The organism is Aquiflexum sp. TKW24L (assembly GCF_023502205.1).
GTDB lineage: Bacteria > Bacteroidota > Bacteroidia > Cytophagales > Cyclobacteriaceae > Cognataquiflexum.
In genome coordinates this window covers 142,664-158,347 of sequence record NZ_JAMFLG010000006.1, presented here as the reverse complement: position 1 = coordinate 158,347, position 15,684 = coordinate 142,664, and the positions used below count along the sequence as shown (strand labels likewise).

Below are 15,684 nucleotides of genomic sequence, written 5' to 3'. Positions count from 1 at the left end.
CAATCAGGTGGTTTTTTGTATCAATTGAGGGTTAAAATAGAATGCATTCCCCAACCTTCTCCAAATTGAATTATATTTACGTTCTTTTATTTCAGGTATGTTAAACAGACGAATACTTAGGGTGAAGGCTTTCCAAAACCTTTATGCCTACGAACAGTGCAGAGCTTCCAACTTCAATCTCGCAAAAGATCAAATCAAAGAGGCATTTTTGCCTGATCTAAATAGCATGGAAGTGCAGGACAAAAACCTACTCAGAAAAGAGTCAGGTATAACGACTGAGGTTTTTATCAACAACCTGAATACTGATACGCTGACCTCAAAGAGCGATACCAATGAAAGAATCCTGAAAGAAGCGAGGAAAGCGATCAACTTTTACCATTCCGCCAACAAAAAAGATTTTGAGTTTTTGGCAAAAAACATGGTTGCTTCCGCTGAGCGGTTACCACAGTTATACCTGTATTCAATAGAAATCCTGATCGCTTTTGCCGACCAAGTTTCCATAGAGGCAGAAAAGAAAAAGAAATATGCAACCGACAAAATTCCTTTTAACGAAGGGGATTTGAATTTTTCCAAAAATAAGATTCTACAAAAAATAAAGAATGCTGCCGAGTACAAATCTGCCCTTACAAGACAGCATGTCAATATCGGAGAGCTCGAACTGGAGATCAAGGAATGGTTTAGAGATTATGTAAAACCGTTGGAAAATTATCAGGCCTATACCAAAATCGCCAATCCGACCTTGGAGGATGATTTTGAAATTGCAGATGAAATCCTGAAAAAAGTAATATTCAAAACCGAAGCAATTCTTAACTTCTTTTCCGAGAAAGATTTTAACTGGACAGAAAATAAGACAATCGTTCGCAGTTTGGCATCTAAAGTGCTTAAAAACGTAAAAGACCACTACGATTCCTTGGAGGAAGTCTTGCCGGAAATTGCCATCAACTGGGAGGATGACAAGGAATTTTTCCAAAATATCTTTAACTTGACCGTGGCAAATGATGAAATCAACAAAGATTTGATATCGAAAAGAACGCAAAACTGGGATATCGAAAGGGTGGCTCAAACAGATAAAATCATTATTTCGATGGCACTGACGGAAATGAAAAATTTCCCAAGTATCCCGATCAAGGTCAGTATCAACGAATATATTGACATATCAAAAACTTATAGCACTCCAAAAAGCAAGCAATTTGTAAACGGTCTTTTGGATGTCTTGTCAAAGGAATTAACAGAAAACGGAGAAATCCGTAAAAGTGGAAGAGGACTATTGGATAACAAATAAAAATATCAAAACAATGAGCAAGAAAAAAAATGCATGGATCGCATTACTCGTCGGAACCGGGTTAGGTGCAGCTTTAGGGGTTTTGTTTGCTCCCGATACAGGCAAAAATACAAGGGACAAACTTTCCTATCAGCTCTTCAAATACAAAGAAGAATTAGAAAAAACCATCAAAGATTTGCGGGATGGAAAAAATCTTCCACTCAATGAAGCTAAATCAGAAGGAAACAAAGTAATTTCGGACGCGAAAAACAAAGCCGAGAACTTACTCAGTGACGTGAACAAACTTATCGAACAAATCAATAGAGAAGCTAATTAACCCCTAATTTATTATGAAATATTTCAGATTATCAGCCTTGACAATTGCAGTTGCTTTGATGGCGGCAAGTTGTGAAACCAAAAAAGATGACCAATCAGACAAAATCGCTGCATTGGAAGAAAAACTTGCCAAACTTGAAGCGGCCCAGCCTATTCCTGCCAACGTTACTACTGTGGAAGACGCAGACCCAAGTTCTATGGGACAATTCGGATTTTCCGAAATGGAGTATGACTTTGGAACCATCAATGAAGGAAAAGTGGTAGAACACTCATTTAAATTTATCAATGAAGGTCAAGCTCCTTTGGTGATTTCCAACATCACTGCATCTTGCGGCTGCACCAGTCCTGATTGGACCAAGACTCCCGTAAAACCAGGTGAAGAAGGTTTTGTAAAAGTTGTTTTCAATTCCACAGCAAAAACCGGTACGCAAGCACCTACAGTTACCATTCAGGCAAATACAAATCCTAATGTAACGAGATTGAGATTGAAAGGAAATGTAACACCTAAGCTAGCGAGCTCAAGCCCTAACCAATTGGGCCCTGTAAAAAAATAATCTATGAACAACCAGATTTTATTGCAGTCATTTATGAGTTCTGAGATTATGGGACAGGTTTTCCTGTTCGGATCCATCATTCTGATCATGTATTTCTTCATGATCAGACCTCAACAAAAGAAACAAAAAGAAACCAAAAACTTCCTTGAGTCAATTAAAAAAGGTGATACCGTAGTGACTATCGGAGGAATACATGGTAAAATCTATTCCATAGAAGGGGACACAATTACAGTAGAACTTGACAAAGGAATGAAACTGAAAGTGGAGAAATCTGCGATCTCTGCTGATTTTACCAAAAAAGCCACAGGAATTAAATAACATAATATCTTGGCCAAGCTTAAAAAACTCTTTACCAATCTAAATCCACAAAAGATTGCAAACATGAAAGTGGCGGCGCTGTGTTTTTTGGCAGCCGCCACTTTTTGGGTTTTAAATGCACTCAACAAAGGCGATTACAATACAATAGTGGATTATCCTATCGAGATTGTTTTCGATGAGACGGAGTTTATGCCTGTAGAACAGTTGCCAAACCGTATGAAAATCGAAATCAACGGGAATGGCTGGGATTTGTTGAGAAAGTATTTCAAAATCAATGAAAGCCCATTTTTGATTGAAATCAACAACCCCTCTACCAAGGATTATATCCTTACATCGGAACTTAGAAGGACATTAGCGGATAACCTTTCCCCTTCAGCCCTTGTGTCTATCGTCACCGATACCGTCAAATTTAAAATTGACAAGGTGGTGACAAGGAAAGTCAAAATCGAAGCAGATACTACCTCGGCTACATTAGCTTCTAATGCTAGACTAGGAAGCGACATCAGCATAGACCCTCCATTTGTAGATATCAAAGGCCCGACTTCTGTACTCCAAGAATTGGATGGAGTTCTGAAAGTTAAATTAGGAGAAGACAAAATCAACAAAAACTTTAATAAGCTGATTCCTTTAGCTTTACCTTCGGCCTACACGGACTTCCTTACTTTGGAGGATGAAAGTGTCCAAGTCAAATTCGAGGTTTTCCAGATGCTTGAAGGGAATAAAAGGCTTAAAATCAAAATGCTCAATTTCCCCAAAAATGTCGGTCTTGCACAAGAACCTTCCAATATCATCATGTCTTACTTCATCGACGAAAGGAAAGTGGCTGAACTTAGCAAATATGAATTTGAAGCCATTTTGAATTACAATAATAGAGACAAGGAAGACAGTACCATTTTTGTCGAGTTGAGACCAAAGGCTTCATTTTTAGAGAAAATCAAGTTTGAACCTGAGGTTTTGAAACTCAAATATGACAAGCCATAAACCTTTATTAATCGGCATCACCGGGGGAATCGGTTCAGGAAAATCAACTGTCGCAAGGATTTTTTCGATTTTGGGAATTCCCATTTACTTTGCTGACGACAGGGCAAAATGGCTGATGGCCAACGACGCAGATTTAAAAAAAGAGATCATAAGCAATTTTGGCAAGGAAAGTTATTCTGATTCCGGAAAATTAAACAGGGAATTTTTGGCCGCACAGGTTTTTTCGGATGAGGAAAAAGTAAAAACCATCAACGAATTGGTACATCCGGCTGTCAAAGCAGATTTTGAAAAATGGGCGGCCAATCAAAAGGCTCCTTATGTACTCAAAGAGGCTGCCTTACTATTTGAAACAGGTTCATCTAAAGACCTGGACAAAGTGATCAATGTATCCGCTCCGATCCGGATCCGTATTTCAAGGGTGTTGATGCGTGACTCGCACCGAAATGAGAAGCAGGTAAACGATATCATTGACAAGCAACTACCCGACGAAGAGAAAAATAAACTGGCTGATTTTGTAATCAAGAATGCGGACAATAAGCTGTTGATTCCACAGGTTTTGGAGATTCATCGTCAGCTTTTGCAGCACTGATTTTTTTGGGATTTAGACTGAAAGCTGGATCTGATCTAGATAGAATTTCATCCGGGTATGTTGGTGATCCAAAAAATCGATTTTGTCAATCTTATCCAATTTGTGGTTGTAAAAAACTTCAATATACTCATCACCAAGTAAATATAGATTGACTTTATGTGCATAATACCTGATTGCCACAACAAAGGTACCTTCAGTGTACAGCATCTGAATTTTTTTATGAAGCGGTAATATTTTAAAATCTTCCTTACTCATTATTTAATTTGGCCAATTCCATTTCAGAAGCAAGATAGCCAAAAGCAGACCAATATCCAGTAGAAATGACATTTTCAAAGATGGTTTTAGCTTTGGTAGTATCGCCTTTTGAAAGGTAATAATTACCCAATCCATAACCTTGGGTCACATATTGGAGCTTTTGGTCGTCCGAATCTGCATCCCCATCCATCAGGAATTCAGGCTTCAACTCGCCTTTGTACATCAGCATTCTTTTGAAATAAGCATCATTCTCAATAATTGTCATCTTGGTATCCACCGCACGCAAGAGGCTTTGAGCTTCATTTGTTTTGCCCATTTTCACCAAAGTCATGTAATACCAATCCAATGTCGACACGATCAAGTCATCATTGTCAGAGACTTCCAGGCATTTTTTGTAAGCATCGAGGGCTTTTTCCCAATCATTTTTTAAATAATAAACCAAACCCAAATGATACCAAACATTGAATTGTCCATTGGATAGCGGAACATTCTGCTTGTTTGGAATTCCATCGGCTTCTACCTGAAGCGGTAGATTTTCCATCAATTTTACTGCATTCAAAAAGTCGCTAATCGCCAAATCGAATTTCCTGATCGAAATATACCTGTGACCCCGATGCCTCAATGGCTCGTATGATTCCGGGAACTGCTTGGCTGCTTTGCTAAAAGTGCGGATCGCAAGGTCATACCTCCCAAGGTAAGCTTCCCTCCTACCAATCCAGATAAGGTTATCCAGATTTGGATCCTCTCCGAATAATTTTTCAGCATTCGTAAGATTGCTTAGCTGATCTCTTTGAGATAAAGAATCCAATTCAGTAAATAAGGAATCCCCCATCAAACTTATGGCCTGAAACACCTTGGATTCAGGAAGTATTTCTACCGTTGGAATGACTTTGTTCTCAAGCTCTTTGACAGCACATCCAATTGACAAAATTGTCATTATTCCGAAAAAACTTAAATTTCTCATCACATCTGTAAAATTTATAAGCCCTAAAAACCTTTGAAAGCATGAAATAGGTATGTATTATTGAATTTAAAATAATCTGAGTTAAAATGAGTAAAATCTCCCAAGAAAAATACAAACATCTTTCAATTTATATTTTCCTCCTTGTATTTTCTTTACTTTTTTTTGGTTCGTGCTCTTCCAGTAAAAATATCCGACGACAAAATGTTAATAAAGTAATCGAAACTGCAAGAAGCTACCGAGGTACTCCTTACAGGTATGGCGGGACCACTAGGTCAGGAATGGATTGTTCGGCTTTGGTATACCATTCTTTCTACAGCGTAGGTATCAATTTGCCGCGTAATTCGGCAGCACAAAGCAAGGAGGGGAAAAAGGTTTCTGGGAAAAATTTCGAAAAAGGTGATGTCCTGTTCTTTGCCACAGGCAAGAAAAAAAACCAGGTCTCGCATGCCGGCATCGTCACTGATACCTCCAAAGGGAATATCATTTTTATCCATTCTTCCACTTCCTTGGGAGTCACCGAAGACAATCTCAGCCAATCTTATTGGACTAAAGCGTTTTTGTTTGGGCGGAGGATTTTTTGATTGGGAATTGGTTAGTGGTTATTTGGTAAGTGGTTGTTGAGTTGTAGTGGTTGTCATTGTTGTCTGCTTCGCGTTGTTATATGTTTGAAAATCGTTTAATATTCTAAGCATCCCCAAAAAAAAAATTACACACTTTTCGGGACAGTGTCCAGGTCTCCCTTTTTATTTCAATTTATTTCAACCGTATTTCCACTTTATTTCAATCATTTGTCTTGATCCTTGCCTATCGGCTCTCGCTTCTGATAAAGATACCATTATAGGAATCAACGGGCTTTGATTTTTATATCATCAATATTTGTCGAAAACTATATGGATTATATTTCCAAACATCCTTTGGTATTAAGCTTTTATAATTAATTTTGCGTTCGAATTTTAACGTATCAATCCTTTTTACATCATATATAAAAAATGGCAAATATTGGTAAGATAACTCAGGTAATCGGCCCGGTGGTGGACGTCTCCTTCGCAGGAGGAAAATTACCAAAGATTCTGAACGCCCTTTCCATTACCAAAGAAGACGGTTTGGTAGTAGTATTGGAAGTTCAGCAGCACCTAGGTGAAGACAGGGTCAGGACCATTGCGATGGACGCGACAGAAGGTATGGTTAGAGGTCAGGATGTTACCGATTTGGAAGGTCCTATTTCTGTTCCTACCGGAGAAGAGATCAAAGGCCGATTGTTCAATGTAATTGGACAGGCAATCGATGGTCTTCCTGAAGTGAAGTCAACCAAAAGAATGTCAATCCACCGTTCTGCCCCAAGGTTTGAAGACCTTTCCACGGCTACTGAGATCCTATATACAGGTATCAAGGTTTTGGATTTGGTTTGCCCTTATGCAAAAGGTGGTAAAATCGGACTTTTCGGTGGTGCCGGAGTAGGTAAAACCGTTTTGATCCAAGAATTGATCAACAACATTGCAAAAGCATATTCAGGTCTATCTGTATTTGCGGGTGTCGGAGAAAGAACCCGTGAAGGAAATGACCTTTTGAGAGAAATGATCGAATCAGGCATCGTAACTTATGGTGATGATTTCCTTCATTCATTAGAAACTGAAGGTGGTTGGGACCTTTCCAAGGTTGACATGAAAAAATTGGAAGAATCCAAAGCAACCTTCGTGTTTGGACAGATGAACGAGCCTCCAGGAGCCCGTGCAAGGGTTGCCTTGACAGGTTTGACATTGGCAGAATATTATAGAGATGGTGATGGTGAAGGCACAGGAAGAGATATCCTTTTCTTTATTGACAACATCTTCAGATTTACACAAGCTGGTTCAGAAGTATCCGCTCTTTTGGGTAGGATGCCATCAGCGGTAGGTTACCAACCGACATTGGCCACAGAAATGGGTCAGATGCAGGAGAGAATCACCTCTACAAAAAATGGTTCGATCACTTCAGTACAGGCCGTTTACGTTCCTGCTGATGACTTGACTGACCCAGCACCGGCGACTACTTTCGCCCACCTGGATGCTACCACAGTACTTTCCCGTAAAATCGCTGAATTGGGTATCTACCCTGCTGTGGATCCTTTGGATTCTACTTCCAGGATTTTGAATCCATTGGTATTGGGAGACGAGCATTATGGTTGCGCACAAAGAGTGAAAGAAATCCTTCAGAGGTACAAAGAACTTCAGGATATCATTGCGATTTTGGGTATGGAAGAACTTTCTGACGAAGACAAATTGGTCGTTCACAGAGCTAGAAGGGTTCAGCGTTTCCTTTCACAGCCATTCTTTGTTGCAGAAGCATTTACAGGTTTGAAAGGTGTGCTTGTGGACATCAAAGATACCATCAGAGGATTTAATATGATCATCGACGGTGAATTGGATCACTTGCCTGAAGCATCCTTCAACTTGGTAGGTTCTATCGAGGATGCGATTGCCAAGGGTGAGAAAATGCTTGCCGAAGTAATGTAATTTTCATTCCGTCAAACCGGATACATTTAATGTGCTAAACACATCATGATACAATTAACGATCATTACACCGGACCAAAAAATATTTGAAGGTGAAGTTTCGGAGGCTACTTTCCCAGGTGCTGACGGATCCTTTCAGGTATTGGAAAACCACGCGGCGATTGTTTCCGCCCTGGGAAAGGGAACGGTTTCATATACTACCAAAGCAGGTAAATCAAGCCATATCGTCGACGGCGGAGTGGTGGAAGTCAAAGACAATAAGATTGTCCTCCTTGCTGAGAAAGTAATTGATTAAACATTCTAAGTTTAGAAAAAGCCAAACCCGACTGAAAAGCCGGGTTTTGTTTTTTTAAGTCCGTTTGAAAAATCGTATGGCAGTTTGAATCAGAAGATGAGTGAAAATATTTTGGTATTGGTAAATTATTATCCTACTTTTGCAACCCTGAAAGGAGGTGTATACATATGATCATTGTCAACGTAAAAGAGAACGAATCAATCGAGAAGGCGCTAAAGCGTTTCAAAAAGAAATTTGATAAAACAGGTGCCGTAAGAGAGCTCAGAGCGAGACAGCACTTTGTAAAGCCATCTGTAAAAAACAGAGAACAAGTTATCAAAGCAGCATACAAGCAAAAAATGCAAGAGGCAGAAATGAAGTAATTCAATCTGACTTTTGATACAAAATCAAAAAGCGCATCTACGAAAGTGGATGCGCTTTTTGATTTATTACCACCCAATGAATTTTTAGATCGCCAAATGAAGTCCCCCCATCCCGAGGATTTTATGCAAATCTTTTTCCCTTTGCTATTTTCAAAAATCATCAACCATTAATTCCAATTTGATTCATTTCTTTGGGATTTTATACTAACTTCATTACAACATCTTTCTCGCTTCAATGACCGATTCCTTTATCAATTACCTTGAATTCGAAAAAAGGGCAAGCCGACATACTGTCTTGGCTTACAGAAAGGACTTGGAGCAATTCAGTGAATTTTGTTTACTCTCCTTCGAAAAAGAAGACATCAGCACCGCAGATCATCCTGAAATACGTGCTTGGATCATCGATCTCGTCGATCAGGGATTAAGTTCAACATCAGTAAATAGAAAAATCGCAACACTGCGATCTTTTTATAAATTTCTGATGCGCTCGGGAGAAATCACCAAAGATCCCACTTACAAACTCCGCGCACTGAAGACACCAAAACGCTTACCTGAATTTGTGCAGGAAGATGCCATTGACAAAGTCTTGGATGAATTGCAGTTCAAGCCCGATTTTGATGGGCAGCGGGACAAGATGGTGATGGAATTCCTTTACCTGACGGGTGTGCGTCTCTCCGAATTATTGGAACTCAAGTGGAAAGACATCGATTTGGTAGGCGAAGCGGTGAAAGTTCTCGGAAAGCGGAAGAAAGAAAGAATAATCCCGATCACAGCAGGACTCAAAAAGAATATTGTTTCGTACAGAAAAGTATTTCAGGAAACGTTTTCAAATCTACAAGAAAGTGACTATTTTATCGTTATAAACAACAGGGAACAGGCCTACCCAATGAAAATCTACCGCATAGTGAGAGAACATTTAGACCTTTTTGCTCAGACTACCAAAAGAAGTCCCCATCTCTTGAGACATACTTTTGCTACACATCTACTCAACAAAGGCGCTGACCTCAATGCTGTCAAAGACCTTCTTGGGCATGCCAACCTAGCTGCTACGCAGGTTTATACCCACAACTCCATGGAAAAACTCAAGGCTGTGTTTGAACAGGCACATCCAAAAGCTTAATATAATTTTAACTTTAAACCAATTACGTTATGAAACTTCAAATGCATTCCATCCATTTCGATGCTGATCAAAAGCTTATCGATTTCATTCAGAAAAAAGCCGATAAACTTGACACCTATTTTGATCGAATAATCGACGGTGAAGTTTTTATGAGACTTGATAACCATGAAAAAAAAGAAAATAAGATTGTTGAAATAAAATTGAATGTTCCGGGTAAAACCCTTTTTTCAAAACAACAAAGTGAATCATTTGAAGCAGCCACAGATGAAGCCATCGAAGGCCTTCGAAGACAACTCAAGAAATTCAAAGAAAAAGTGGTGTTACTCAATCAATAAGGTTTATTCCAATTCAAATCTATAAACCGCTCCTGACTATTTCAGGAGCGGTATTTTTTTTTAAAAATTTTATCAATTCCTGTCCTTTTCTTTTTCTTCATCTATTCTTCATCTTCACGTTTTTTCTTTACAGCGTACTAAAATTAAATACCATGAAAATCAAAATTAAATCACTCGCAAGTATTACTCTATTCAGCCTATTTGTAACAAGCATTGTTTTCTCATCCTGTGACAATGAAAATAGAATGGATGGAGAGGGAAGTGTTAGTTTGAACATTACTGATGCACCAATTGACCAAGAAGGAGTTACAGGAGTGTACATTACATTTACCGGAATAGAATACCAGTCCAATGGAGATTCGTGGAATCTGGTAGAGGATTTTGAAGGTCCGGTGACAATCAATTTACTTGAATTGCAAAATGGCAAAACCTCTTTATTGGGCAATTTCAATGCAGGAGCGGGAAATTACACTGGATTAAGGTTTTTGTTGGATGCCGCAGAAATGTCTAATTCTCCAATCGGTAATAGTGGTTGCTATATAACTTTCTCAGATGGTTCCGAGGTTCCACTTTTTGTACCTAGTGGTGCAAAGACGGGATATAAAGCTGTCGGGAATTTCACAGTACCATTAAACGGTGAAGTAGAAGTCACTGCTGATTTTAACCTTAGAAAATCAGTTGTAGAAGCCGGCATGTCAGGCAAGTATCTTTTGAAGCCTACCATCAGAATTGTTGTAAACAATGAAGCAGGTGAAATTAAAGGCTCCTTAATAAATCCGGGTACTGAACTCGACTATGTGGTATACATCTATGAAAAGGGAACTTATAATGATACTGAAAGCGCTCTTCAGCCAGACCAAAGTCCAAGTTTTCCGAATGCAATCAGTAATACCATGGTTGACGCCAACAACAAGTATATACTTGCATTTTTGGCGCCCGGTGCCTATGAATTGATTGTTGTTTCTGTAAATGAAGGTGGCGACGCAGAAGTTGTCTTAGGTCCAACAGAAGAAGTTGTAGTGGAAAGTAGAAAAGCCACCTTACTTGACCTTGAAATTAAATGATAATCCAAATAAAAAAGCCACCCACATCGGTGGCTTTTTTCATAGAATTCTCCATTCATTTTAATTTTCTTTACCGATATCCAGATTTTTTACTTTAAAAAATTATATCAATAAACAACTATGGGCTAAAAAATTAACGCAGTACGAAATTTTCTTGATTTCATAATTGAAGAAGGTAAGGCATAATTGCAGGAGTTTCTTCTGCTTAAGATGAAAAAGGAATATACTGACCTTTTTTGATCTCAATTTTAAATAATAAAAAAGAAGGCTATGACTTATATTTATAAATCAAACGTCCCAGTATCACTATTCTCGGATGTATTAAATTTGACATTTGCATTTTTTATTTCCCTCAATTTTTATGGGGTCAATGACATGTATTTTCAAAGTATGGAGACTTTGTTCCTCGGCCTCTTGATTTCCCTTTGGCTGTTCATTGGCTATTCCAATAAACTATATTTAGATAGGAGTGGGACGAGTTATTACAAATCATGGATGAAAAGGTATTTCAAAACATACTTTATTCTTGCGGGAACCATAGGGATTGCATATTTAATTTTTTCTTTTCCAAAAGATGTTAGAGATTTTTTAACTGCTATTTTGGTAAGTATTCCTTCTCTTGGGATAATTACCAATTCTTTATTTATCAGGTTTCATACCCAAATCAGGGATAGAAAATTGAAAATTGGTACAACTTTGATTGCCGGATCAGGTACTCTGGCTCGGAAAGTTGCCAAAACATTGGAATCAAGTTCATATGGAAAATCAGGTATACAAGGATTTATAGATTGTAACTCTGGTTCCAAAGGCCTTTTAAGAAGGGATGGAATTGTAACTGATCTGGACTCTCTTAAAGAGTATTTAAAGGATAATTATGTGGATGAAATCATAATAGCCCTACCTCACAATGATTTAGACAATATAAAATTCATTATTAAAATAGCTGATTACCATGGTGCAAGAATTCGGTTTGTTCCAGATTTTAAGGGAATTTTTAGTGGAAATGTAAAATCTTATTTTTATGGAGATTTATTGGTAGTAAATCTGCGGCAATTGCCTCTTGACAATTGGTTTCCAAAATTGCTTAAGAATATATTTGATATGTTATTTGCAATAATAGTATTGTTTTGTTTTGTTCCAATCCTTTTTATTATTGGAGCATTGATCAAACTGGATTCGCCCGGGCCTATTTTCTACTGTCCTTTAAGGATAGGCAAAGGGGGAAAACATTTTAAAATATATAAGTTTCGTACAATGAAAATATGTGAATGCCCTACAAATGGAACACAATCCACTGTAAAGAATGACCCCAGAATAACAGGTGTAGGCAAATTCCTCAGGAAATTTAGCCTCGATGAATTGCCACAGTTTATCAATGTCTTGACCGGGGAAATGAGTGTTGTAGGCCCAAGGCCACATAGACTTTACCTGAATCATATCATGCAGGAAAGCGAAGACACTTATATGGTCCGTCACTATTACAAGCCCGGCATCACAGGCTGGGCACAGGTCAATGGTTGGAGAGGCCCATTAGAAACCGCAATGCAGAAAAAACAAAGGACATCCCATGATCTTTGGTATATAAAAAACTGGACATTTTGGTTGGATATAAGAATAATTTGGCTGACAATTTTTGGAAAAAAAACACATATGATGGCTTTTTAATGCCAGGTGCAACCCTTTCAAAATATCCAGTTATATCCAACCCCCGCCAAAACACCCATAGCAATGATTAATGGTGAGGACAGTTTGGTGAACTGTAGCAATAGATAAGTGCCGATGATGGCCATTATATTAAAGGTATTGGAATCTAAGGGCTCAAAAAGTAAAAAAGCTGCAGCAATCAACATCCCACAACTCACTGCATTGATTCCTTCCAATGCTGCGCGGACCGGACGAAATTTTTTCAGTTTGTCCCAAAACTTGACAACAAAGAAAATAAGAAAAGTACCGGGCAAAAATATCCCTGCGGATGCGATAATTCCCCCTATCAACAGACCTAAAACTCCCTGATCCCTCATGGAAAGTGCACCCACATATGCACTGAAGCTGAAAGTCGGACCGGGGATTCCCTGAGAAATGGCATATCCTGTCAAAAATTCTTGTGATGTCAGGAATTTTTTGAACTCTACAAATTCTGTAAATAAATAGGGCACCAATACCTGCCCTCCACCAAAAATCAAACTACCATTTCGGTAAAAGTTCTCAAAAAGCAACACAGCCTGATTTTTGGTCAGTGCACCCAAAATCGCTGCGAAAACCAGGATTCCTCCCCAAAGGTAGAAATTGGCCCAGGCGATGACCAGTTTTTTGTCCCCTTCGTCCTTTGGTTCGTTCCGGTATTTCAAAGAAGTCGTCACCCCACCGACAAGGAGTAACAAAGGGAAAATGAAGGGAGAATTATAGAAAAAGGATATGAAGGTAGAAAACATCATCAAAATAGATGCCTCAGTGGTTTTTACCATTTTGAAAATGGTCTTTTGGGCAGCATAGATGATGAAACCTATCGCCATGGGCTGGATGAATTTGGCAAAACTCAAGGCACCTGGCGTATTTTCTTGCAAAAAATCAATTAAAAATGCCGCCACAATCATCAAAAGCGTGGCAGGCAAGATCCAAACAAAAAGCGAAAGGTAGGCGAGATTGGGACCGCCTACCCTATATCCAATCGCTGATATTGTCTGTGTCGAAGTTGGACCCGGGAGGATTTGACAGAGCGCATTCAATTCCCAAAGTTCCTGCTCTTTGATATATCCCCGCTTTGTCACCATCGTATCCAAGACCATGGCAAGAAACACTTGAGGACCACCAAATGCCGTCAAGGAAAGCAATAATACATCTTTGAGATAGAGATAATACCTGACCTTCCTGACTGACACGACTTATTTCTTTAAGCCCAATTCACGCAGCCTTTCATCCAAAAACTCCCCGGCTGTTGCGTCTTCAAATTGCTTGGGGTTAATGGAATCAACACAAGTCTCTAGACATGTCAGGTCCATTTCAGACCGTGGATGCATGAAGAAAGGAATGGAATAACGACTCGTATGCATCATCTCCCGAGGTGGATTTACCACACGGTGGATCGTGGATTTCAATTTCTTGTTGGTCAATCTCTCCAACATGTCACCCACATTGACAACCAGTTGGTCAGGAAGAGCGGTGATGGGAATCCATTTCCCATCCTTTCTCAAAACCTGTAGCCCGTCTGCACTCGCTCCCATGAGCAAAGTGATGAGGTTAATATCTCCATGCTCGGCCGCACGAACAGCATCTGCGGGCACAGCATCAGGGTTTTCGATCGGAAAATAATGGATTTGCCTTAAGATTGAATTGCCGTAAGCAACCTTGTCCTCGAAATAATTTTCATCCAATTCAAGATAAAGCGCAATTGCTTTGAGCATATTTTTACCCGCAGCTTCTAAAGTCCGGTAGGCTTCATTCGCTATTTCCTTAAATTCCGGCAATTCAGATGGCCATATATTGTCAGGATATTCTTTTTTGGTTTCATCATTGTCAGGAATGCTGTCCAGTTCCTGACCTACATGGTAAAACTCTTTCAGGTCGCCGGTATTTCTTCCCTTTGCATGTTCCTTTCCTTTGCCGGTATAACCTCTCTGAAAACCGATTTCAGGCTTTTCATATTTGGCTTTGACATCATCCGCCAATGAAAAAAAATTCTTGATCACTGCATACAGTTTGTCCTGAAGTTCCTTATTGAGTCCATGGTTTTTGATGGCCACAAAACCAATATTATTATAGGCTTCACCTAACTTTTGAACGAAGGCCTGCTTTTGCTCAGGAATGCCCGAAGTGAAATCCGCAAGGTCCAAAGATGGGATTTCATTGTATAAAATATCTTTCATCTACGAAATTTTGATTTTTATTATTCAGCAATATATCCCAAATTTAGATAATTTCGCTTTCAGACTTCATCACTATGAAAAAAACGACTCTCTATTTTTGTTTCCTTATCCTGATTTCGAATCATTTTTCTTGTAATTTAAAAGAAAAACGAGAGGAAAGAATTTTTGAAATGAGTAGTTCGGATAGTTTGGAAATGGTGAAAAAGGAGGTTAGTTTTTATTTCTACGAAGAGGAAAAAGAATATCCGGACGCCATCATCGAAATGTATGCACCACTGAGCAATCAGAAGTTTAGTCCGGGAAGGATTCCTTTTGAGTTTAACATCAAAAACTATCCCTTTGGCGAAGATCTGGACGGCTTTAAACTTAATACCATTTTGAATTCAGGTGATCCGGTAGGCCATAATTCGCCTATTTTCCAGCAAGAATTGAATGAAGGTACGTATAGGATTGTCGCCTATCTGGTGGACAGTCAGGGATTGGCCCTCAAAGAATTCGGAAATTATGTGGATAGGGAATTTATGGTTGGCAATACTAGGGCATTCCCATATTCAGCAGAACCTTATCTCGCCTTAAACCTTCCAGTCAATAGACAAACATACCTCGAGGGTGAGGAAGTCACTATCGATTTTTTGGTGATTGGAGGAGACATGCTGCTTGATAATTTGAAAGTGACCATAAATGTTGATGATTTTCATTATGAAATCACCGAAACTAATCCAGTGAGGATATCAAATCTGCCCAAGGGTGAACACCTTATTCAATTGAACCTTTCATATAAGGGTGGAAAGCAATTAGAGGGCCCATTTTCAAGTGCCCAAAAAACCATTTTGATCAAATAAATCAGCTCGGAGATAAGCCTTGCTTTACCCAAAGGATTTGGGCAACATCGCTAT

Annotated in this window: 19 protein-coding genes; 15 read left to right on the top strand and 4 right to left on the bottom strand. The window is 39.0% G+C overall.

The annotated features are described in order from the left end of the window. Window positions 1-97: 97 nt before the first annotated feature. Genes nusB through coaE form a run of 6 tightly spaced genes read left to right on the top strand, consistent with a single transcriptional unit; the run spans window position 98 to window position 4,039 of the window. Window positions 98-1,282 (top strand): transcription antitermination factor NusB, encoded by a 1,185-nt coding sequence (gene nusB, locus M3O96_RS06240; protein ID WP_249719440.1) that lies wholly within the window; start codon window positions 98-100, stop codon window positions 1,280-1,282. Window positions 1,283-1,295: 13 nt separating this feature from the next. Then, window positions 1,296-1,598 (top strand): YtxH domain-containing protein, encoded by a 303-nt coding sequence (locus tag M3O96_RS06235; RefSeq protein WP_249719438.1) that lies wholly within the window; start codon window positions 1,296-1,298, stop codon window positions 1,596-1,598. Between the two features lie 13 nt (window positions 1,599-1,611). Further along, on the top strand, window positions 1,612-2,151 hold the full coding sequence (locus M3O96_RS06230) for a DUF1573 domain-containing protein (protein WP_249719437.1): 540 nt from the start codon (window positions 1,612-1,614) through the stop codon (window positions 2,149-2,151). Window positions 2,152-2,154: 3 nt separating this feature from the next. Beyond that, the gene (yajC, locus tag M3O96_RS06225) at window positions 2,155-2,469 is read left to right on the top strand and encodes a preprotein translocase subunit YajC (RefSeq protein WP_249719436.1); all 315 of its coding nucleotides are present in this window, start codon (window positions 2,155-2,157) and stop codon (window positions 2,467-2,469) included. Between the two features lie 9 nt (window positions 2,470-2,478). Continuing rightward, a complete protein-coding gene (locus tag M3O96_RS06220) occupies window positions 2,479-3,450 on the top strand; it encodes a YbbR-like domain-containing protein (protein ID WP_249719435.1) in 972 nt (323 codons plus the stop codon). Then, complete coding sequence (gene coaE, locus M3O96_RS06215; protein WP_249719434.1) at window positions 3,437-4,039, top strand: dephospho-CoA kinase; 603 nt, start codon at window positions 3,437-3,439, stop codon at window positions 4,037-4,039. Before M3O96_RS06220 ends, coaE begins: the two co-directional genes overlap by 14 nt. A 12-nt stretch (window positions 4,040-4,051) precedes the next feature. On the opposite strand, the gene M3O96_RS06210 is transcribed toward coaE, so the two are convergent. Both M3O96_RS06210 and M3O96_RS06205 read right to left on the bottom strand, forming a co-directional pair. Continuing rightward, entirely contained in the window at window positions 4,052-4,294 is a 243-nt protein-coding gene (locus M3O96_RS06210; RefSeq protein ID WP_249719433.1) for a hypothetical protein, read from the bottom strand. Next, the gene (locus M3O96_RS06205; protein WP_249719432.1) at window positions 4,287-5,231 is read right to left on the bottom strand and encodes a tetratricopeptide repeat protein; all 945 of its coding nucleotides are present in this window, start codon (window positions 5,229-5,231) and stop codon (window positions 4,287-4,289) included. The genes M3O96_RS06210 and M3O96_RS06205 overlap by 8 nt, the downstream gene beginning before the upstream one ends. A 113-nt stretch (window positions 5,232-5,344) precedes the next feature. On the opposite strand from M3O96_RS06205, the gene M3O96_RS06200 reads away from it, so the two are divergent. The 8 genes from M3O96_RS06200 to M3O96_RS06165 all read left to right on the top strand — a co-directional run bounded on the left by M3O96_RS06200 (window position 5,345) and on the right by M3O96_RS06165 (window position 12,590). Then, the gene (locus tag M3O96_RS06200) at window positions 5,345-5,839 is read left to right on the top strand and encodes a C40 family peptidase (protein ID WP_249719431.1); all 495 of its coding nucleotides are present in this window, start codon (window positions 5,345-5,347) and stop codon (window positions 5,837-5,839) included. A gap of 408 nt (window positions 5,840-6,247) precedes the next feature. After that, on the top strand, window positions 6,248-7,750 hold the full coding sequence (gene atpD / locus M3O96_RS06195) for a F0F1 ATP synthase subunit beta (RefSeq protein ID WP_249719430.1): 1,503 nt from the start codon (window positions 6,248-6,250) through the stop codon (window positions 7,748-7,750). Between the two features lie 45 nt (window positions 7,751-7,795). After that, window positions 7,796-8,044 carry an ATP synthase F1 subunit epsilon gene (gene atpC / locus M3O96_RS06190; RefSeq protein WP_249719429.1) on the top strand — a complete coding sequence of 83 codons (249 nt, stop codon included), beginning with the start codon at window positions 7,796-7,798 and terminating at the stop codon, window positions 8,042-8,044. Window positions 8,045-8,211: 167 nt separating this feature from the next. Beyond that, window positions 8,212-8,406, top strand: a complete 195-nt coding sequence (rpsU, locus tag M3O96_RS06185) for a 30S ribosomal protein S21 (RefSeq protein ID WP_241124273.1) — start codon at window positions 8,212-8,214, stop codon at window positions 8,404-8,406. 235 nt (window positions 8,407-8,641) lie between these two features. Beyond that, window positions 8,642-9,526, top strand: a complete 885-nt coding sequence (locus M3O96_RS06180; RefSeq protein ID WP_249719428.1) for a tyrosine-type recombinase/integrase — start codon at window positions 8,642-8,644, stop codon at window positions 9,524-9,526. Between the two features lie 29 nt (window positions 9,527-9,555). Next, entirely contained in the window at window positions 9,556-9,861 is a 306-nt protein-coding gene (gene hpf / locus M3O96_RS06175; RefSeq protein WP_249719427.1) for a ribosome hibernation-promoting factor, HPF/YfiA family, read from the top strand. A gap of 152 nt (window positions 9,862-10,013) precedes the next feature. Then, window positions 10,014-10,925, top strand: a complete 912-nt coding sequence (locus M3O96_RS06170; RefSeq protein ID WP_249719426.1) for a DUF4382 domain-containing protein — start codon at window positions 10,014-10,016, stop codon at window positions 10,923-10,925. 270 nt (window positions 10,926-11,195) lie between these two features. Beyond that, entirely contained in the window at window positions 11,196-12,590 is a 1,395-nt protein-coding gene (locus tag M3O96_RS06165) for an exopolysaccharide biosynthesis polyprenyl glycosylphosphotransferase (RefSeq protein ID WP_249719425.1), read from the top strand. 17 nt (window positions 12,591-12,607) lie between these two features. Here the strand turns inward: M3O96_RS06165 and chrA are convergent, their stop codons facing one another. Further along, window positions 12,608-13,804 (bottom strand): chromate efflux transporter, encoded by a 1,197-nt coding sequence (gene chrA, locus M3O96_RS06160; protein WP_249719424.1) that lies wholly within the window; start codon window positions 13,802-13,804, stop codon window positions 12,608-12,610. A gap of 3 nt (window positions 13,805-13,807) precedes the next feature. Beyond that, on the bottom strand, window positions 13,808-14,788 hold the full coding sequence (locus M3O96_RS06155; protein WP_249719423.1) for an isopenicillin N synthase family dioxygenase: 981 nt from the start codon (window positions 14,786-14,788) through the stop codon (window positions 13,808-13,810). 170 nt (window positions 14,789-14,958) lie between these two features. Between M3O96_RS06155 and M3O96_RS06150 the strand changes: the two genes are divergently transcribed. Further along, the gene (locus tag M3O96_RS06150) at window positions 14,959-15,630 is read left to right on the top strand and encodes a hypothetical protein (protein ID WP_249719422.1); all 672 of its coding nucleotides are present in this window, start codon (window positions 14,959-14,961) and stop codon (window positions 15,628-15,630) included. Window positions 15,631-15,684 lie beyond the last annotated feature (54 nt).